Annotated in this window: 10 protein-coding genes; 2 read left to right on the top strand and 8 right to left on the bottom strand. The window is 43.1% G+C overall.

The window, feature by feature from the left end; all coding sequences use genetic code 11:
- Window positions 1-13: 13 nt before the first annotated feature.
- The gene (locus MIC7126_RS0123660) at window positions 14-778 is read right to left on the bottom strand and encodes an ATP-binding cassette domain-containing protein (protein ID WP_017655611.1); all 765 of its coding nucleotides are present in this window, start codon (window positions 776-778) and stop codon (window positions 14-16) included.
- Window positions 779-1,067: 289 nt separating this feature from the next.
- Here MIC7126_RS0123660 and MIC7126_RS0123655 point away from each other — a divergent pair, with 289 nt between their 5' ends.
- On the top strand, window positions 1,068-2,129 hold the full coding sequence (locus MIC7126_RS0123655) for a metal ABC transporter solute-binding protein, Zn/Mn family (protein ID WP_017655610.1): 1,062 nt from the start codon (window positions 1,068-1,070) through the stop codon (window positions 2,127-2,129).
- Here MIC7126_RS0123655 and MIC7126_RS0123650 read toward each other — a convergent pair.
- A complete protein-coding gene (locus MIC7126_RS0123650) occupies window positions 2,113-3,675 on the bottom strand; it encodes a beta-barrel domain-containing protein (RefSeq protein ID WP_017655609.1) in 1,563 nt (520 codons plus the stop codon). The two genes, MIC7126_RS0123655 and MIC7126_RS0123650, sit on opposite strands and share 17 nt — an antisense overlap.
- 49 nt (window positions 3,676-3,724) lie before the next feature.
- Window positions 3,725-6,739, bottom strand: coding sequence for a peptidase domain-containing ABC transporter (locus tag MIC7126_RS0123645; RefSeq protein ID WP_017655608.1), 3,015 nt, complete (start codon window positions 6,737-6,739; stop codon window positions 3,725-3,727).
- Between the two features lie 707 nt (window positions 6,740-7,446).
- Here MIC7126_RS0123645 and MIC7126_RS28250 point away from each other — a divergent pair.
- Entirely contained in the window at window positions 7,447-7,767 is a 321-nt protein-coding gene (locus MIC7126_RS28250; protein ID WP_017655607.1) for a hypothetical protein, read from the top strand.
- 125 nt (window positions 7,768-7,892) lie between these two features.
- Here MIC7126_RS28250 and MIC7126_RS28240 read toward each other — a convergent pair whose 3' ends face one another.
- The 5 genes from MIC7126_RS28240 to MIC7126_RS0123615 form a co-directional block, all read right to left on the bottom strand.
- Window positions 7,893-10,430 (bottom strand): SdiA-regulated domain-containing protein, encoded by a 2,538-nt coding sequence (locus MIC7126_RS28240; RefSeq protein WP_017655606.1) that lies wholly within the window; start codon window positions 10,428-10,430, stop codon window positions 7,893-7,895.
- Between the two features lie 162 nt (window positions 10,431-10,592).
- The gene (locus MIC7126_RS0123630) at window positions 10,593-13,697 is read right to left on the bottom strand and encodes an esterase-like activity of phytase family protein (protein ID WP_476602689.1); all 3,105 of its coding nucleotides are present in this window, start codon (window positions 13,695-13,697) and stop codon (window positions 10,593-10,595) included.
- A 416-nt stretch (window positions 13,698-14,113) separates the two neighbouring features.
- Window positions 14,114-19,342 carry a phytase gene (locus MIC7126_RS0123625; RefSeq protein ID WP_017655604.1) on the bottom strand — a complete coding sequence of 1,743 codons (5,229 nt, stop codon included), beginning with the start codon at window positions 19,340-19,342 and terminating at the stop codon, window positions 14,114-14,116.
- Window positions 19,343-19,450: 108 nt separating this feature from the next.
- Complete coding sequence (locus tag MIC7126_RS0123620; RefSeq protein WP_017655603.1) at window positions 19,451-20,191, bottom strand: hypothetical protein; 741 nt, start codon at window positions 20,189-20,191, stop codon at window positions 19,451-19,453.
- Window positions 20,192-20,728: 537 nt separating this feature from the next.
- Window positions 20,729-21,361, bottom strand: coding sequence for a PEP-CTERM sorting domain-containing protein (locus MIC7126_RS0123615; protein ID WP_017655602.1), 633 nt, complete (start codon window positions 21,359-21,361; stop codon window positions 20,729-20,731).
- Between the last annotated feature and the right edge of the window lie 85 nt (window positions 21,362-21,446).

Here is a 21,446-nt window from a genome sequence, read left to right as displayed (position 1 = left end):
CTATCTCCTTTATTCAAGCTGTTTCTTCATTTTCCCAAGCGTGTAAACAAGCAACAAAAGCTTGTGCTTCTGGGTGTTGGGATTGGAGAAACTCGGCTTTTGTACCCAAGAAAACTAGATTTCCTTCATACATTAACCCAATTCGAGTTGCCAAAAAGAAAGCTTCTTGAATATCATGGGTGACGAAAATCACCGTTTTTCCTAATTGTTTTTGCAAGTAGTGGAATTGTTTTTGCAATTCTAAACGAGTGATGGGGTCGAGGGCGCCAAAAGGTTCATCCATCAATAATATAGGCGGATCAGCGGCTAAAGCCCTAGCCACACCCACACGCTGACGCTGACCACCAGATAATTGATGAGGATAGCGTTGAGTAAAGATTTCTGGCTCTAAACCCACCAAACTTAACATCTTATAAACTCGCGCCTCAATGTCTGGTTGTGTCCACTTTTCCAGGGAGGGGACAAGTGCGACATTTTCACCAATATTGAAGTGAGGAAACAAGCCAATGTCTTGGATCACATAACCGATCCGTCGCCGTAATTGTATCGGATTCCATTCAGTAGTGGGGCGATCGCTAACTAAAACTTGTCCTTGAGTGGGTATGAGTAGGCGATTAATCAATTTTAAGCTGGTGGTCTTACCGCTACCACTGCGCCCTAGTAATACAAGGGCTTCTCCTTGATGGATGGTGAGATTCAAGCCAGATAGAAGCGTCCGGCGATTAATTTCAAAGCCGACATCTCGAAATTCGACAATTATTTTTGGTGTTAGAGGCATAGATTTTTATTGATCATACCTCATCGAACTGGGAAAACATCGTTACACAAGTTCTGTAGTTCACAACACAAGTTATTTATCCGATATCATGGGTTTGCTAGTCCAAATTTGTTACCACTTATTCAAACAGCTATAAATTTCATGACTTATCTTTGCAGGAGCGTAACACTCAATACGATTCTCCGCCGATAATTTGGGCATAATGACGAATTACTGTAGAGATGTTGTCATTCAACGTTTATACCTAATAACAATTATATCGTTAATCGCCAATTACTAAAAGTAAATGATGCCAAAAAAATTACTGAAAATTAATGCTTTACATGTGGCTCTATTAGCGATTTCCATAGGCTTTTTTGGTTGTGGAAAACAAGCTGCTAACACTTCATTTACTCAAACTACTAAAATAACTACTAATCTACCTAAGGTCGTAGCTACCACAAGTGTATTATGTGATTTAACTAAACAAATTGCGGAAACTACAATTAACCTTACCTGCTTAATTTCTCCTGGTGTAGACCCCCATGTCTATCGCCCCACACCAGAAGACCGCAAAGCTATTGAACAAGCTAATTTGATTTTATATAATGGCTATAATTTAGAACCTGGGCTAATCAAAACCATTAAAGCAACTAAAAGCACTACACCAAAAATAGCTGTAGGACAGATTGCAGTTCCTAAACCACAACAATTTCTAGAAAGTGGTAAAAGAGTCAGTGATCCTCATGTATGGCTTGATGCTAAGAATGGGATAAAAATGGTGGGAGTAATTAGTAATAGCTTGACTAAACTAGATGCTAGTAATGCTGCCAGTTATAATAACAAAAAGCAGGCAATTATTAATGAATTAACTCAGTTAGACCGCTGGATAAAGTCCAGAATTGCGAGTATTCCTCCCAAGCGGAGAAAGTTAGTTACCGCTCATAATGCATTTAGTTATTATGCTAAAGCTTATGGACTTTCATTAGCAGGTACACTAGAGGGTTTGAGCACCGAACAAAAACCTTCATCTGCAAGAGTTAAAAGCTTAACGAAAAGTATTCAAAAAAATCGAGTGCCGGTAGCTTTTGCCGAGACGACAACAGACACCCAGATAATACAAGATACAGCAAAAGATGCACAAGTGAAAGTTTCTGAAAGAAAACTTCATGCAGATGATATTGGCGAACCAGGAAGCGAAGGGGAAAGCTATCAAAAAATGATGATTGCGAACACCCGCACAATTGTAGAGGGGCTAGGGGGAACTTATTTGCTCTTTGAACCGAAAAGGGCGAACAACCGTTCGCCCCTACTCATTGTTTTGTCAAAATCAAGGCGAGAAAACCCCGCCCCTACTAACGCACTTCATTAAGGCTCTCGATTTGCTTGGTAAACATCTCGGTGAATAAGCTGATAACAGTCCGTTCTTCACGGACTTTAATATTAGCGGTAATTGACATCCCTGACTGCAAAGTAATATTTTTACCTTGAGTTGTCAGATATTGTTTTTCTAGTTTCACTTTGGCTGGAAAGCGATAATATTGATGGGTTTGGTCTGGAGGGAGAGCATCGGAACCGATACCATCGACGACTCCTTTGATATCGCCGAATTCACTAAAAGGGAAGGAGTCGATTCTGACATCTACTTTCATTCCCTTACGAACAAAACCAATATCTTTGTTAGTAATGAAAACTTCAGCGATATAGTCTTCTTTCGGTACTATTTGCAGAATTTTTTGTGTGGAATTAGCGACAAAGCCAGGGTATTTAGCTTGTAAATCAAAAATTGTCCCTCCTACTGGGGCGCGCAATTCTTGATATGTAACGTTTAATTTGGTTTGAGCAATTTTGCTATTAATATCTGCTAAACGTTGTTCATTATCCAATGCTATTTTTTGGAATTGACTATCAAGGTCAGCGATGCGCTTTTTATTATCAGCTATCTTTTCGACAATACTTTTATCAGAAACTGCTACCGTATTAGTTAACTGTTCTTGTCCTTGCTCAATATCATATCGCAGGCGTTGTTCTTCTTCGGTTAATTGCTTGATTTCTGCAGCTAGGTTCTGTACTTGTTGTTGTTGATTGAGATATTGCAGTTGAGAAATTCCACCTTCCGTCGCTAAGGTTTTCAATTTATCAAAAATATGCTGTTGGATAGCTAAACTAGCTTTAGTATCCTGGATTTTCACTTGAGTTTGAGCTAGTTGTTTTTTGATTTGCTCAACATCTAACCTCGCTGCTGCGGAACGGGAATCTAATTCTCTTTTAGCAACTTGTAAGCGTTTTTGTTCATCGCTTCCCCCAGCACCAGTAGTAGATTTTGCGAGTTCAGTCCGCAATAATTCATTCTCTGAAACTAAAGCTGACCGACTTTTCAGCAAGAAAGCAACTTCTATTGGTAATCTGCTAGTTAAAAATCCTAATTCAGAATTTGTACCGTCACTAGCTTGCATTAGTTGACGATAAATCTGATTTTCTCTATTTAATGCAGCCCGGATACTTCTTAATGAATTTAATTCAGCGATTGTCGCAATGGAATCAAAAGTTAACAGCAATTGTCCTGGTTTAACTTGATCTCCATCTTTGACAAAAACTTTTTTCACCACTCCACTAATAGGGGCTTGTACTTCTTTCACTGTTCCTTGTGGCTTTAGTTGACCTGTTGCTGGTACTACTTGTTCAATTTTTGCTAAACAAGCCCACGCTATCCCAAAACAAGCTAAAACCATCATCGTCACCATAATAGTGCGTGACCAAATGGGAGATTGTCGCAGGACAATTGATTGATCAAATTCGGCTTCGCGGAAGTTGACTAAAGATTCCTTGGGAGATTTCGCTAGGGATGAAGCTACTTTGACATCTTGCTTGCTGTCATTTCGATTGCTATTAAAATTGTTTCCATTTAGTTGAGTCATAAAGTTTGAGGAGTGGGGAATAGGGAATGGAAGAATGACAAATGCTCAATTACAAATTAACTTCTTGTTGCTGATAAAGATAAAAATAATGACCTCTAGCAGCCATCAATTCCTTGTGGCTTCCTTGTTCGATAATCCTCCCACCGTCCATCACTACTATGATATCTGCATTACTGACGGTGTTCAGTCTATGGGTGATAAAAAATACAGTGCTACCCTGGAAACTACTGCCGAGATTGAGACAGACTTGACGCTCTGTGGGATAATCGAGGGCGCTGGTAGCTTCGTCTAAAACTAATAGTTTTGGCCTTTGGAGGACAGAACGGGCGATCGCTATTCTTTGTCTTTGTCCACCTGATAACCCTGCTCCCCGCTCGCCAACGCGGGTGTTATAGCCATTGGGCAAGTTCATGATAAACTCGTGGGCAGCAGCGATGCGAGCAGCTTCGATAATTTCTTCGGTAGTCGCGTCGGGGTTGGTGAGGGCGATGTTTTCTTGGACAGTACCGTCAAACAACAAGGGGTCTTGGGGAACTACACCAATTTGGCGTCGCAAAGAATACAGTTCAACTTTGGCAATGTCGTAACCATCAATTAAAATTCTGCCAGACTCAGCATCATAAAGTCTCAGCAGTAATTTCATCATTGTACTTTTACCCGATCCACTCTGACCGACAATGCCGACAAATGTCCCCGCAGCGACTTCTAAATTGACGTTGGCTAGTTGTAGCGGGCCGTTGGGGACAAATCGGAAGGAAATGTTTTCATATTTTACTGCACCAACAACTGCAGGTAAGGGAATATTTTGACGGTCAATTTCTGCTTCTTGGGGTGTATCGACAATATCGCTTAATCGTTCCAAAGATAATGCTGTTTCTTGGAAACTTTGCCAAATTTGAGCTAGGCGTAATATGGGGCTGGTGACGTAACCGGAGATAATTCTAAAAGCGATTAATTCTCCTAAAGTTAAATCACCTTTAAGAACTAAATAAGCGCCTACCCATAACACTAATAAACTACTGAGTTTGTTGAGGAAGTTACTAGCCGAATTGGCGAGGGTGGAGGTGACGACAGTTTTAAAACCTGCTGCTACATAACGAGCATAACGCTCTTGCCAAGAAAAACGCGATCGCAGTTCAATATTTTGTGCTTTGACTGTTTGAATCCCTGACATCACCTCAACTAAATAAGATTGCGTCTCGGCGTTGCGTTCGGCTTTGGTTCTCAGTTGTCTACTCACAGTGGGAGAAGCAATTAAAGTGATAATCACAAACACAGGAATTGTTCCCAAACCTACCAAGGTCAGTTCCCAACTATAAAACAGCATCACCACAATATAAACTACCGAGAAAACCGCATCTAACCCTACTGTTAAAGCTGTACCGGTGAGAAACTGACGAATATTTTCTAATTCATTAATGCGAGTTGATAACTCCCCTACTGGTCGGCGTTCAAAATAGCGGAGTGGGAGTCGCAATAAATGGTCAATAATTTGTGAACCCAAACCCATATCTATGCGGTTAGTGGTATCCACAAATAGATAAGTCCGCAGTGTGGTCATCACTGCTTCAAATATACCTACTGCTAATAGCAATACACCCAATACATTCAGGGTATTGATACTATTTTGCACAATAACTTTATCAATAATTAACTGAATAACCAACGGGTTAGCAAGGGCGGCTAATTGCACAAAAAAGGAAGCAATAAATACTTCTATCAATACCCGCCGATGTTGTGATAAATAAGGCCAAAACCACCGCAGCCCAAAGCGTTCTTGGGGTGTTTCTTTTGTCGCCGAGAGGAGTAAGATGCGCGTCTGGGGCGGTAAATTGGTTTCATCAATATTTAAATGTTTAATTAATTCCCCAGGCTTACAACGCACAATTCCTTTGGATGGTACACCCACAACCATAGTATTTGCATCGGCTGCATACAACACAGCATAATGCTCGTCATAGCGGATTAGTGCTGGTGTGGGGATGCGGGTAATTGAAGCTGCAGGGATATCTACTAGCTGGGCTTTGAGTCCGACTAATTCTCCTAAATAAGCACAAAGTTGAAACGACAAATTACCTTGGCGTTTCATTTGTTCAACTAAAATGCGGCGAACAACTTCGCGGCGAAAGGGTATTTGCAAATATTTGCAAACCATTTGGAAGCAAGCGTAGGCGGAATTTAATTCACCTTTTCCTTGAATAAAAGGAAATTTTTTCCGCTTATCTTTATCTGTTAAATGTGATGGAGGAGGGAGAATTTCTTCCTCAGATGCGTAGGGAATATCTAACTCTTCATCATCAACAATTTCCGCGATAACTTCGTTAACTGGTAGCGGTACTTGTTGAATATCAAGGAAAGCTAAATCTGCTGGAGATAAACCAATTAACCGCGCTGGAGTTTTTCCTAAAACAGCGATCGCATTTTCTCTGCCATCACTAAATTCTAACCGAGAATTAACAGCAAAATTTGTGACAGTACCACCGCCGCTCACAAACCAGACTTTCGCGCTATCTAGTTGGGAAAAAGCAGTTTTACCGGGTCGTAAGTAGGATACTTCAGCCTGCGATAAAGCTTGATCTGTCAGTTCCTTGAGATTTGCACTACCCAAAGCCCGCTGTTCCAACTGTAAACCCAACACCTCAAAAACTTCGATTGCGCTCGGTACTTGTTGACGAATTTGGGCGAAATCAGGATATGTATCGATGAGGCGTAGATATTCACCTGCTGGTATGGTAATACATACTGCTTCTTCCGTGGAAGCGATCGCTGTTTCACAAGCGACTTGACGCAACAAGCTAATTTCTCCTAAGATTGCCCCTGGTTGGAGTAATTTTAAAGTAATTGGTAGTTGCGTTTGCGGGTCATATCCCAATAACCGTACTTGTCCCTCATAAATAATTGTGATGCGATCAGGAATTCTTTCCTTACCAATAATTTTCTGACCAATGCGATAGCGAAACGCTTGCAGTTGTTGTGATAAATTATTGATTTCTTCGCTTGGTAATTGGTCAACACCTTCTAATTGATGTAGGAATTCTTGAAAAGCGTTTTTAATATAAGTCATCTGCAGTATCAAGTATAAAGTTAAAAATCCATCAAAGATTAGGAGTGCTGGTAATTAAGAGTTATACACCCCGTACAACTGATTGCGGTTTATCTGATATTTATTTTCATAAATTAATTTTTAGCTGTGGATATTTATAAGTAGGTTGCTGCGAATAAAGTTTATTCATCTGGGTTGTCATTTGTCATTTGTCATTGAGACTGCTGAAGTTAATGTATATCTGGCTTACTAATAATAGCTAACTTTTTATAAATCCTAGTGAAAACACCATGATTCTTTATGTATAATCAGGGTTTAGGGGTACTCAAAGCCATCAAATTGTTTGAGTATATCTACACACTCTCTTTGTCAAGCGTGCTCACAATCCCTACTGACGCATACCCAATCTAGATTTACAGGATGTAACTTTTCTAACCGGACAAAACAGCCCCACAGTACACTGAACCTGTGCGGGCGATCGCTCAATTGCTTGATTGTGATGGTATTAATTTTTCACACAGTTGCTACAAGTGCTACTCCCACAAGAGATAGACGCGAAAATCGCCGTATGAATTTAGCTGTAGAAACGTAAATTTTTTTGCTTTTACAAATAGTGTTTATACATCCAACCAGCAAAGCTTACAAATTAAAGATTGACAACAGGTTTTGATTTGGTTAAGGATAGATTCTGATTAAGCTAAAATTTTGGCTGCGCGAAACACACAAATGTGGCGACAGAAGTTGCTTCCGGGACGACAGAAGCTGCTTTTGGCTGCGCGAAACACGGAAATGTGGCGACAGAAGTTGCTTCCGGGACGACAGAAGCTGCTTTTAGCTGCGCGAAACACACAAATGTGGCGACAGAAGTTGCTTCCGGGACGACAGAAGCTGCTTTTGGCTGCGCGAAACACGGAAATGTCTCGGCAGAAGTTATTTTTGGGACGACAGAAGCTGCTTTTGGCTGCACGGAACAAGGAAACGTCGCGGCACAAATAAAGATATCAGGGTACAACGATTGTTGTACCCCTAGCTGTATAATTGATAAGTAGTAGGGTGCGTTATAGACTAAAGTCCATAACGCACCGAAAGTCTTGGATGGTGCGTTAGCTACCCTGCGGGAACGTTAAAAGCGAACGGCATAACACACCCTACATTTGCTACTCAGCGTTAACAACTAAGCAACCACACTAGCCGAGAAAGCAAAATTACTCGCCGTCAAACCAGCAGCAGTCACTCCCAACAAAGAAGCAACTTCAGTAGTGCCAACTTTCACCAAAGTATCACTACCTTGTTGCAACAGAGTAATATCACTAAACTTACTCACGCCAGCAACCCCGCCAATACCAATGACATCAAAACCTGCTGTAAAATCGGTTACAACATTCTTAGCAGTTGGCAAACTAGCATTAGCAACCCAGAACTGGTCAGCACCAGCGCCACCAGTCAAGCGATTACCACCAGCTTTCCCAGCGAATAACACATCATCGCCATCGCCACCAAACAGGTAGTCATTGACATTAGAGAACAGCTTGTCATCGCCAGAACCACCATACAGACGGTTATTGTTACCGTTGCTGATTAAGGTGTCGTTACCGGAACCACCGAAGAAGTTTTGACGGGAACCTTCCAGGACTTGCAGAGTATCATTACCCGCAGCGCCAAAGAGATTGTTAATCCCGCCAGCTTGTACTACAGTGAGTTGGTCATTCCCAGCACCACCATCAACAGTGGTATTACTAGCAGCACCATTGACACCCACAAACACGCTGTCGTTACCGTCACCTGTCGAGACAACAGAGTTACTGCCTACAAATACAGTGTCTTCACCGCTACCAGTGATGATGGTGTTATTGCTTTTTGACTCTATAATATCTGAGCCATCGCCACTGAAGAAGGTTTGATTGGGTGCAACTGTTAGGTTATCGTCACCTGTGCTACCAAATTTAAGTGTTGGTAGTACAGATTCATTAACGATTTTCCCTGGAGAGCCAGTTTCTATCCCATCGGACGCGAGGAAAGCACCATTTACTCCGGCGACACTCAAGGTGGATATGGTGGGAAGCGGGAGGGTGGCGCTCCCCAGTCCAGCCTTGTTATCGAACGTGAAACCTGTAGTAGATGTCCCGAAGCTGACGCCAGTGATCCGGTTTCCCGCCGCGTCGAAGAGATTCACCTCGTCACCGCCAGTACTCAGACCGATACCAGCACCGCTGTAAGTACCGATAGTGAAACCACTGGGAACATTGTTACCAAACCATGCACTCTTGAAGGCGCTAACGGTGGATGTATCACCTTCGATGAAGATGACAGATTGCCCAGGGGCAATACTATTGACACCGTTGAGTGCAACTGCTGACGCGAAGGAGTTGGAGTTATCATCGACCTTCCAGCCCGTGATGTCCACAGCAGTGGTGCCAGTATTTGTTACCTCAAACCAGTCAGCAGCATAAGGGCTATTACCGCTGCTCCAAGGTGTCACCTCGGAGATGATCAAGGTGGAGGGGGCTAGCGCCTTAGCGATCGCTAAGGTAAAAGTGGTAGTCGCATCTGGGGTAGTGCCAACGGTCGTGTCGTCTACATTGACGGTAACACCATAGCTGGCTTTGGTTGTGGAATTGAGAGCAGTTCCGGCTTTGAGATACAACACATTACTCGAAATCTCAAAGAAACTCGCATCTGTTCCACTCAAGCTGAGGATATTTGTCCCCAGATTATCATCGGTGATGGCAATGTCTGCAACTTTAACCCGTGTGGTAGTGCTGGTGTTTTCGGCGATCGCATTAACTTTATTGTTCAGCACTACAGCGGTGGGAGCTTGATTCACAGGCGTCACTGAGGCTGGCGCGTAGACCCAAAGTTGGGGGTGATTGATATCTCCACCACCATTCTCGCTGACTACATACAGATAACCGTTTTTGTCCATCGTCAGTCCTTCATGTTGCTGGTCTGCAACGGACAACGGATTACCTGGATCGGAGACAATAGTCAGGGAACTGTAAATCTTGCCAGTGCGATCGATGTTAACAATCTTGCCCGATTCTTGACTCAAAACCAACAAGTGGCTAGAATCAGCCTGCCCATTCAAAGATGGTAGATTCGACAATGCGTAAACATCTGCAAAGTCCGCAAGACCAGCTAAAGCTGGATCGAAAAGGTTAGTTGAGTTCACCGTGGTGGGCGAACCATTTGTCGCTGTTCCCGCTGCAAAATCGATCCCCGTTTGAAATATCCCTTCTGGTGTAACTTCCTTGACGGCGATGAATCCGCTCGTCTGGGGGTCATAGGATATACCTTCAATCCCAATATTCCCGATTGTTGTGCCGAGTTTTACTGTTTGTACGGCGCTTTTGGTTAGCGTCGTGTCTGGTACGTAGGTGAACAAACTAACCTGGCGATCGCGTTCCTCAACTAATACGAACTTACCGCCACCAACGTAGGTAAGTCCTTCTGGATCATAGAAATCTGTCCCTTGCGGACTATTACCAGGAGCCAACGTCATGGAGTTGATCAATTGCCCAGTCTTCGTCACTTGAACAACCGATGTACCACCATCGCCAACAACGAACAATGTGTCAGTGTCCCAGTTGTAGGTGACAGCCGAAACTTCCTGAGCTAGTAGACTGTTGGGAGGTGCAGTGGTGCGTGTAGGTTCGGGCAGGTCATACCGACCGACCCGGACATAGGTAGACAGATCGACACTATTGAAAGCCATAAAATTTCCTTGAACTAGTTTTAATGGACAAGACAAAGGTAAGAATCAACTGAACGCAAAAGCTGGTTATGAGTAGGTTAGAAGAATCCCACGGCTTGAAACCGTGGGAGTGTCAAAAAACCTCAAAAAACCTCAGCGCACCTCTGCGTTAAAAAAGCAGAACTAAGCAACCACACTAGCCGAGAAAGCAAAATTACTCGCCGTCAAACTAGAAGATGTAATTCCCAACAAAGAAGCAACTTCAGTAGTGCCAACTTTCACCAAAGTATCACTACCTTGTTGCAACAGAGTAATATCACTAAACTTACTCACGCCAGCAACTCCGCCAATACCAATGACATCAAAACCTGCTGTAAAATCGGTTACAATATTCTTCGCCGTTGGCAAACTAGCATTAGCAACCCAGAACTGATCCGCACCAGCGCCACCAGTCAAGCGATTACCACCAGCTTTCCCAGCGAATAACACATCATCGCCATCGCCACCAAACAGGTAGTCATTGGTATTAGAGAACAGCTTGTCATCGCCAGAACCACCATACAGACGGTTATTGTTACCGTTGCTGATTAAGGTGTCGTTACCGGAACCACCGAAGAAGTTTTGACGGGAACCTTCCAGGACTTGCAGAGTATCATTACCCGCAGCGCCAAAGAGATTGTTAATCCCGCCAGCTTGTACTACAGTGAGTTGGTCATTCCCAGCACCACCATCAACAGTGGTATTACTAGCAGCACCATTGACACCCACAAACACGCTGTCGTTACCGTCACCTGTCGAGACAATTGAGTTACCGCCGACAAACACCGTGTCATCACCGCTACCAGTGATGATGGTGTTATTGCCTTTTGACTCTACAGTGTCTGCACCATCGCCCGCGAGTAATATTTGTCCAGGCTTGAGAGTAATTTCATCACTATTAGGAGAACCAAATTTAATATCTAAAGCTGCAGGTTGACCCAAACCAGGAGCCAAATTCAGCGGTTTCTCCAATCTCAGCAACAGAATTTCATTATTATCTATTGCGGGAGGACGACCAACAGAGAAAGGATAGTTATTGTCATTGGCTACCAAAATGGTATTTTTGTCAATAACTAAAACATCTTCAATAGTTTGGAATGGAAAGTCAAAAGTTGTCTTTCCGTCACCATTCAAATCGTTGGGGTCTTCAATGTTGAGCAAGTCCGCAACTTCTTCTTTAGCGACATAGCCATTTGCATCTATTTTAGACAAATCGATTTTGAAGATGCGCTTAAACTTAGCGGCTGCGCCTTGATTATTATCCCGCTCAATCACTAAGTATTCATTATCATTAATGACAGCCAAATCACCGATCGCATTTGCAGGATTATCCAGTTTATAGTACAGTTTCTTATCAGTGTACTTACGGCTGGCAATATCAAATTCATTAATCCGCAAAGCACCAGCTTCATCGCCCTGGACTGTTCCCTCCAACATAGCGTAGATTTTAGTTTGGCTAGCGTTGATGGCTGCGCCTTCAAAACCTTTGGAACCACCCAAGTTAGCTACAGCTTTTCCCGCTAAAACATCTGGGTTTTGGGGAGAGCGAACCAATCTATACTGAGGGTCACTGAGTAAATCCCGTACTTTATCTCCTGTAATGGGGAAATCAGTAAAGAACGCATCCACACCTAGTTGAATGAACTGCTGATATTCTAATTCGGGATTACCTTTGTAATCTGCTGCTAAGTAAACACCTTCATTGCGGAAAGTGTATGGATGAACCACCAAACCTGCTTTGTGAGCATCTTGAACTAAGGTAGTAGGCGGTAATGTTGTCTTGTCAGCATCATTAACCACACCATCCCCATTCACATCATCGGCTCTACCATCACCATTAGCATCAGTACCCTTGACGCTAATAATCATCCGCTTCCAAGGGCCGATACCATCAGCATATTTTGCTACTTCCGCTAAACCTGCTGGTGTCCGCAAGTCGCCATAGGTGCGTTGGTCGCCACTCACCACAAAGTCATAGGGACGATTTTCGATAATTTTGCCGTTGATATCGATGTCACTGGCATCATAAAGTTGTACCAGGGGGATATCTACGCCAGCTTTTGGCATAATTACATCATGCAGTTCCTTTAAGTTACCAACTTCAAAGGACTGAATAAAAATGCGGCTAGGGTCAGTGAAGTTATTAGCTTTGAGTGTATCAATCAGGATTTGACCAAGATTGCGGTTAATTTTGATGTCAGTCCCGACATAAGTCGCCTCTTGTTGGGTATAAGTTGGGTGCTTGGTTTCAGGGTAGATACCAATTTTTTTCCCAGTCTTTGCTTCCACATCCTTGACTAAATTAATGATTTCTGTCAAGGTGGGGACTTCCAATTGACCGTTTAAAGACTGGTCGCGGAACGGTAAACGCTCCACTGCTCGCAGTTGTTTAATCTCAGCTAAAGTGAAGTCTTCCGCAAACCAACCGGTAACTTTAGTTCCATCTAAAATGACTGTTTTCAAGCGGTCAGCAAACTCTGGACGCTGATAAACATCTGTGGTGGTGTTGCTGAGGTTGACGCTACCATCAGCATTCAAAATTCCTAAAGCAGGTTCATGACGAGCAATCAACACACCGTCTTTAGTGACTACCAAATCAGGCTCAATAAAATCCGCGCCTTGTTCAATCGCTAGTTTGTAAGCTTCTATGGTATGTTCTGGACGGAAGCCACTTGCACCCCTGTGACCAAGAACTTCAGGAGCCTTTCCATCTAAAGTTTTGAATGTATCTGGTGTCGCAACAGGAGCTTCTAATAATTTACCAGTGCTGTCAAAATGTAGTAGGTAAGGGCCGAACTCTTCACCCACCCAAAATGAACCGTCTTTATCAATGACAAAAGACTCAATATCAAAGTCTGCGCCAGTTAATAGTCTTTCGCTAGTTCCTTCATTAGTAATTTTAAAAGGAACCTTTTTGTTAGGGTCAGACAGTTGGATATAATCTAAAAATTTGACAGTTCCATCACCATTTTCTATCCCTTTAAAGCTGGGGTCTAGACGTTGGATACGCAACAAGAAATCTGCACTATTATCTTTAGCACCGTAGCCGTTATCTGAGAGGAAATAGAAAGAGTTATTGTTAGCAAATTGGACACCACTCAGACCTTGTATTGGCTGTCCGGGGAAAGGGCCAGTTCTACCGTTAGCGGAAATCCCTTGACCAGAAACTGGCCCATCAGAAAAAGTGTCAGCAGGAAGAGAAGCAAAGCCGACTAACTGTACTTTTGGAGTTGCCATATTGGAGAATATTCTTATCTTTTGTGTTGTTCTAGCTTGTCGCCAGTTATTTGAGTTTTCTAATCACATTGCTGGATACAAAAAGATTAAACTCGCACTTGAAAAGTTGGAGTAATCAAAAATGGAAGCAATGATACTCTGACGCCAAATTTTTTCACAGTTATGAAAGTAGAGAGTAGAGAAAGCTAAAGATTAGAGTTATAGTTATGGCGAGAGTAGTGTTTAGAAAACTCAAATTACTGGAAATGATGCCATTTGAAGATTAAGGAAAGAATAAAATCAGTCATGCAAATAGTTAAGATGTGCAAAATAGCAAGAGCTGGAGAATTTTTCAATCAAAAGTTTGGTAGAGTGCGTTAGAACTAAAGCCCTTAACGCACCCTCAAAACTTGAAGCAACTACCCTATGTACTTTGCAAACCGCTATAACTAAGCGAAACTCAAATTAACTTTGACGGTGACATCGTTGAAATCTTTGTCACCACCATAAGGTAAATCCTCAAAACCCAAGAGGTTATTACCTAACAGGCGAATATGCTCTGATTTATCAAAGTTAGCTCCTAAGAATGGAAAGTAAACTGTGGGATCATTATTAGGATTACTATCAAGAATGGCATCAGGTCTACCGTCTGCAATCAAGAATGGTGCATAGATGGCGCCGGGTTTGAAAATACCTGTGTAGGTCGCGGAACCTTGGTTTTCAGCCACTAAGTCAACACCCGCAACACGTCCACGTATAGCCGCTTGAGTATATCCAGCTTGTCCGGTGAGCAGGTCAACTTTGCCATCACCGTTGATGTCGATACCGCCGTTTTTGTCAACTACTTGATAGAAACCGACAAAGTTGTTGAAGAATGCATCTCTGTTGACGACAAATTCGGCTGTGACTGGTTTGGTGACATTCCGCAAATCAATGGTAGTGGAAATGTTGGGGACATCGGCGATGGGATTGACTAATTCCAGAAGACCGAGTTTCTCTGTGGGTGTGTTACCTGTAACGTTAAAATCGTTATCGTTTAACAAAGCGAGAGTATTGGGCCCTACCAATGCTAAACCTTCTAACTTTTCAACTCCTGTGTAACCCAACTGCGCTGCGTTCGCAATCAAAGTTTTGCTGACGGGAACAATCCGAGAAACGAGTAAATCTGCTGGGGTGAGTTGTTCGATGGTCTTACCAGTGGGGATAATCAAGTTACCCTGGTTATTGATGTTGGTCGCCTTGGTGATATCAATTTGGTAAATTAGTTTGTTGGAAGCGCTCGTCCCTAAGTCATCTCGTTCCACAACCGCAAATTTACCATTACCCAGAGAAACTGCATCGCCGATTTTGTCTGTTCTGGCGTTACCAGCACCTGTGATATCGTCGAGGAGATATAAATACTGACCTGTCACCTCTTTGGTGACGATATCAAATTCCAAAATTCTCAAGTTGCGGGAATTTCTGGAGGTGGTGTCAGCAGCAGTATCTGGGTTGTCAAGTGCACTTTGAATGAAGGCGTAGAGTTTGTTACCTTCTAAAGCTACCGCTTCAAAGCCCCGGTTATTGCGACGAGAAGCATAAACTTCTGGTAATACTTCCGTCCCAAAAGTACCTGCGGGTGCGTCTGGGTTGGGTGCTGTTGCAGTTCCTTTGGGGATAAAGCGATCGCGCAATTTTCCGTTACTATCAAAGTGGTAAATTGCGGGACGATACTCATCTACTAACCAGTAGTCACCATTTTCTGCAACCACGATTCCTTCTAAATCTGCACCTAACGGGTCATTAGGTAAAACTTTGTTGTTCAAATCAACGGCAACTTCATCAGTATAAGCCAGTCCAGCCGCGTTAGCTTGTAAGTTGGGTAGTCCTGTTAGAGGTGTGGTTCCATCTTGACGGAATAACCCGGTTCTCTTAGTGATGGTAATTTCACCAGTGGTTTTGTTGAGTTCAAAGCTGACGATTTCTGGTTGGAAATCTGGTAAGAAAAATGGTCTGTTGACTCCCGTAGGTTCACCGTTGGGGCCGCGGTCGGTGTTGGTGACAAACTTTAAGTTACCGTTGTCTGCAACTCCTTGGAAATATAACCCAGAAAATCCACCCAACAAAATATCTTGACCTGTGGAAGTTGTCCCTAATTTGGGTAGATTTTGGAATTCGTAGGTGCTTAGTTTGGGTTGAGCGACAGGATTGCGCGGGTCGTAACTGGTGGTGTCAATATTTAAAGCTGTGGGAAAAGCGTTGGCGATGTTTTCCCAAGGAACAAACTTAAAGTTAGAGTTGATATTTTCCCCATCCACAGTTTTCGCTGGGGTGTTGTTACCGTCTTGGGTGACAAATAAACCGTAGGGAAAGTTGGGGCCGAGGGGGACGTTAACGACATCCGCACCATCTGATTCTTGTACACTGTCAATTGACCCGTTACTACCAACGGCAAAGTTACCCAAATAATCGTTGTTACCTTCGCGGGTGTAAGCGACAAAGGTGTTATCACCTTGACTGGATGCGAGTAAATAACCAGTGCCGTTTTTACCGTAGTAAATTGTCAAGCCTTCTACATCATCTGTGAGGTGGGTTCCACCCAAAGCCTTGACTTTATCAATCAGCTTACCAGTTTGACCACCGTTTGGTTCGGCTTGGAATTTCCAAATGCCGACGTTTTCCTGTCCGATGTAGAGGAAACCTGTTTCTTGGTCTACCACCATTCCTTCTGTTTGCGGGTCGCGGCCGTTAATTGTGGGTATGGTAAATTCTCGGACTCGTTCTGCGCCAATTTTACCGTTACCTTTGTCAATTAGTTTGAACTGGGCGACATCTCCAGTTTGCCGACGACTGGCGAACACGTAGTAATCGTTGGTAATGGGACTGCGGTATAAGGCTAGTCCGTAAGCGCTGCGAGCTGAGGAGGAGTAAGGAGGGGTGAAGGGTAGAGCTTGGAAGAGAGTGCCGATGGTGCTATCTGTGATATCTTCGAGATATTTACCGCTACCATTACCATCGGCATTAATCTTGAATATCGCTAGTTTATCATTACCGCGATCGCTTGCCACAGCAATATCAATTTTCTCACCACCCAATTTAAACCCATATTGCAAGTCGATGTTGTTGTAGCGAATTCCCCCAGGATTCACTTCTTGCAATAAATTTCCTGACAAATCATAAACCCGCAGTCCAGCATTTTTCACTGATGTCAGCACCAAGCTATCAGCTGAATTAACGGCGTTGACATAAATTGCTGGGTCGTCAGCATCCGCACGCTGACTGGTAGGTAAGGCTGGGTCGTCGAATAAATCGGGGCGAGTTTCCACTACAGGTGCGGCTGTGGGAACTACATCTGCACTCAAGGTGAGGATTTGGGTAAACTGAGTTGCGCCAAAGTTGTTGTCACTCACCAAGACAATTGTTTGGCGACCATCGGCTAGTTTGGGGCCGAAGGTGATACCTTCGATGTTATCTAAACCTGTGATGGGGTGATTGGCGTCTGTGGGTAATTTTAAATCGTTGAGGTTCAACAGTAGCCGTTTTTGTGCGGGAGCGATCGCTGCTAGTTGAGTTGGGTTTAAACTAGTCAAGGAATCGTAAACGCTGATATCTGTTGCACCTTGCAGAGTTACTTCAAAAATCTTGATGCTATTACCTACACCCACACTGAAGGAACGTTCCAACGCGAGTAATGTACCCCGATTATCGATGGCGAGTAAATCCACTAAGCCGTGGTCGCTAGCTCCTGTTGCTGGGTTGGGCGGTACTGTGGTATCTGTAATGTATAGATATTCTTTCTCTGGCTGACCACTCAACAAGTTGTATTGCAGGATGCGAGAACGTGTTCCTGTGGTAGTGGTGGTAATCGGCCCGTCTTGGAAAAGAGCGTTTTCTGTGGCTGTGAATAAAGTCTTTTGGTCTGGTGTAATAGTCAGGCTTTCAAAAGCTAAGTTGTTGCGAACCCCTGAAGTTTGTGTGTCACCCGCATCCACAATTCCGTTACCGTTGGTGTCTACCACCACAGGTAAGAATTTTTTCGGTACAGGCAGCGATCGCAATTCTTGTCCCGTTGCGAGGGAAAATTCTTTTATAAAGGGATTCGTAACTCTACCTACACTGGGATTAGCTTCACCTTCTGAGGAAATAAATACTGTACCTTTGTTAGTTAAGGCAATTCCTTCTGGGTCGAGGCTGTTGAGTGCAAAGAAGTTCCCGTTAGCATCTTTGATGGGGGTGACGCTGGTGAACGTGACGCCCGCAGCATCAGCAATGAAGGTATAGAAACGCGCCGGGCCGATTTGTGAGCGATCGTCGGAGATGGCGTAAAATTGCTTTTTAGCAGCGTCGTAGGTAACACCAGATAAACCACCTAATGCTGTCGCTACTCCGTTCACAATCCCCGCCGCACCGCTGGGAATAAAGCCTGTGGGGAAGATGGTTTGTCCTTGTAATCGAACATTAGGAGTGCTAGGAAAGTCGCTAGGATTGGGAACTGGAATAGTATTTCCTGCTTCCGTCGCTCCTACTTGCACATCTGCATAAACTAAGCGGTGGTCGGAACTAGGGAAACCACCAGGAAGGCTGGCATTAAATGTACCAACTGTGGCAAAATTGGGGTCAGTATTCAACGGCCAATATACTGCTGACTGGCTAATTTGCAAGTCAGTTGACGGTAAAACATAATCAGTCCGCAAGTTACCGGGTGCGGTGTCAGCAAAGTCTGCGGTATCAAAAGCGGGATTACCTTTGTGGTTATTATTTGCACCACCTTGTAAAACGGCTTGTTGAGGGCCACCCAAACTGGTAGGGATGGTATTAGTATTGATCCCAGGATTTTGTAACAGTTGACGAATCGCATTGTCAAAACTGTCACCATCCAAGGGGTCAGCATTCTGGTCGCCCATAATCACGAAGCTAGAACCAGCAGCAATTCCCCCTGTGTTTCCTTGGTCATCGTAAATGTAGCTACCTTTACCAGGGGTGATATAATCTGCCCAAAACCGAATCTCATCATGGTTGCGCTTACCGTTGCGGTCTTCAGCACCATCAAAGGTGGGTGGTGTGGGATGGCTAACTAAAGCGTGTATTGTCTCGCCATTCACTTGAATGGGTACATCCCAGTGACTCTTGGAAGAAAGACGGAAAACCGCTTGCTCTTCTGGGGAGTACCAAGGAGTTGTTGAACCGGGGGTAGCGATGGTAGAGATTAAAGAATCAGGCATATCCTTCCATAAAAAGTTTTGGAAGGTGCGGATATTATCTGTATCAATGGGATATTTGGAGAGGAGCAACATCCCAAATTGACCAGGAAAATTCCCGAATCCAAAAGAATCGTCACCGTAGCCTGTAGCTCCTGGTGTTGTGACGACAACGCCATCATTGTTTAAGTCAAAACCAGAAGCAATTCCGGTGTTACTGGGTGCAATATAAAAATAGGGATAGTTAACGGGAGTCGCTCCATTTTGACTAACTCCCAAATAATTTTGCAGAAATAATTGCACTGCTTGAGTGGGATTTTCTGCGACATAATCAAATTCATTAATCAGCAAAACATCTGGGTTGTTGCGCTGAATAATTTCTGCCACTGCTTTGGCTTGAGCATTATTCGGAGTAGATAAATCGGTTACTAATTGACCTGCTGAATTACGGTTCAATGATGCATTGAACTGAGAAAAACGAATCGTGTTGGTAGTCACCATGAGTTAGTTTTGGGTAGATGGAAAAATTAGTAGATGCATAGGGTGAGATGTGCTCACCGCTATTTTTTCTTCTGCAACCTGATGACTGTGAGATGCCTCACAAAAACTTTACCTGTTAAATAGAAAAACGTTATCGTGATTGCCAAGAAACTTATTATTTACAATGTCACGAAAAAGCTCTAAATCTGTTGACCAGTTTTGCAATCGCTTGAGGATTTCAGGAAAGCGATCGCTTTCATTATAACTGCTAACTTCATAATTAAAGCTACCAGAAAACAACACCGCTGGTATGGGCTGATTTTCAGCTTGTTGAATTTGCGCTTCTGTGATATTTAATAATAGTTGAGCTTGTTCTAATTGGTAGGAAAAATTAATTGCTGCTTGGGCTGGTCTGACACCAATATCACACCAAGGGCCAGGTGATATCAGCTTTTCTACAATGTATTTTCTCGCTAAACCTTGGTTAGCAGATAGCCCCACTAAAATTTTTGGTTTAATGCTGATGCCTTGATAATCGCTGTAAGGCAACCTTTCAATAAAAGTTTGCGCCAATTCAGGAATTTTCAGAGAATTTGCGTCTTTTTTATCTATAATTTGCAAAAAAGAAACTGTGCGATTTTGAAAGTTTAAATTAACACCATTTTGAAAAACAATCTGAGCAAAATTAGGTGTAATATTAGGCTGACTTTGTAATTGCCAATCGCCGGGAATAATTCCGCTAATTTTGAGAAAATCCAGGCTGAGAATCGTCGGATTGAATTGATTGGCAAAAAGAGCGATCGCTAATTCTTCAAATCCTATATTTTCTGTCACTGTTTCTGACTCTGGGCTGTTAAGAATCGGCTGCATGTTTACTTAATTCTGGTTTAAATTCAACACAAATTGCATCTTGGCAATTTATTTAGTAGCTATATAACTAGAAAATATATATTGGATATTTTCCAGGAAAGCATGTATATAAAGTAACGAATATTTAGCAAAATTTTTATCAATAAGCTTTATATCTCATAGTTACCCTCTAGTACATCCTCAGATCCTAGAAGTTATCCTAGTAACATTAAGAAACAGCTAGCAAACGGTTAAAATATCAAAAAAATATATAGTTTTATCTTTTTTTCATAAACATATGCATCGAAGAAGGGAACAGGGAACGGGGGAATCCCCATACGTGTCAACTTAAGCGAGAAATGGGTTATCTGTTGACTTCCACACCCACCCAGAACTGAAGTTCAAGGCTAATAACCAAAGTCTACTGAAGTAGACTAAAGATTTTTGGCATATTTAGTCATCTTGAGATGACTTCTGTTATTAGCAAGGAACTTCAGTTCCTTGTGGGCTATAGGTTTTACGTTAAGTTGACACCAATGGGAAACCCCGCCCTAATTTCTACACCCGTTCCTTCTTGCGGAAGCGCTTCAACATTCCTGCACCAAGACCCAAGGTAGTGAATGAAGCTAACATAGTTGCAGGTTCAGGCACTGGTTGTAGTTGAGCATTGCTCACCACTAACTGTGACAAACCAAAGTCCTCATCCACTTCAACAAGGCCGATACCAAATAGGTAACTACCCGCTGCGCCAAAGGTATAGCTAAAAGGGGAATTTCCTGTCAAAGCACTGACTGTACCGTTAATTGTGACAAAGGCGGCGTCACCGGTGTTATTCGATAAATTCCAATTGAAGCTAAAAACATCGCCAGCGTTAGCAATCAGAGTTTTCTTAATCGCAGAACCTGCTGTGGCGCCAGCAAATGAACCAGCAGGAGCAAGACTATCGAGTTGAGCGGGAGTTACACCCAGAAAAGTTGAAATACTACCAGGACCACCATCATTAAGCACTGTACTACCAGTACCTGACTGGAGTGTTGCTTGAGTTGGTGTCGCAGTGACATCACCGATTTTCTGAAAAGTAGTTAAGTCAAGGGTGGCAGCATGAGCAGGATTAGCAATTGCCAAACTACCAAAACTTAATAAGCTGACAGTACCCGCAGTGAGAAGTGAATTTTTGAAGTTGGTAAACATGGGATTCTATTTGTTGGCGAAATGTTTTGTGTACATAAGTTCGTAGTGAGGACTAAAGTCCTCCTGTTTTTCAGCGCTTTAGCGC

Origin of the sequence: Fortiea contorta PCC 7126 (genome assembly GCF_000332295.1) — a bacterium.
GTDB classification, from domain to species: domain Bacteria; phylum Cyanobacteriota; class Cyanobacteriia; order Cyanobacteriales; family Nostocaceae; genus Fortiea; species Fortiea contorta.
This window is presented reverse-complemented; position numbering and strand designations above follow the sequence as displayed.

What these genes read in the sequence shown, in the direction of transcription:
- MIC7126_RS0123660 (WP_017655611.1), bottom strand. Translation starts at nt 778, where the DNA reads ATGCCTCTAACACCAAAAATAATTGTCGAATTTCGAGATGTCGGCTTT.
- MIC7126_RS0123655 (WP_017655610.1), top strand. Translation starts at nt 1,068, where the DNA reads ATGCCAAAAAAATTACTGAAAATTAATGCTTTACATGTGGCTCTATTA.
- MIC7126_RS0123650 (WP_017655609.1), bottom strand. Translation starts at nt 3,675, where the DNA reads ATGACTCAACTAAATGGAAACAATTTTAATAGCAATCGAAATGACAGC.
- MIC7126_RS0123645 (WP_017655608.1), bottom strand. Translation starts at nt 6,739, where the DNA reads ATGACTTATATTAAAAACGCTTTTCAAGAATTCCTACATCAATTAGAA.
- MIC7126_RS28240 (WP_017655606.1), bottom strand. Translation starts at nt 10,430, where the DNA reads ATGGCTTTCAATAGTGTCGATCTGTCTACCTATGTCCGGGTCGGTCGG.
- MIC7126_RS0123625 (WP_017655604.1), bottom strand. Translation starts at nt 19,342, where the DNA reads ATGGTGACTACCAACACGATTCGTTTTTCTCAGTTCAATGCATCATTG.
- MIC7126_RS0123620 (WP_017655603.1), bottom strand. Translation starts at nt 20,191, where the DNA reads ATGCAGCCGATTCTTAACAGCCCAGAGTCAGAAACAGTGACAGAAAAT.
- MIC7126_RS0123615 (WP_017655602.1), bottom strand. Translation starts at nt 21,361, where the DNA reads ATGTTTACCAACTTCAAAAATTCACTTCTCACTGCGGGTACTGTCAGC.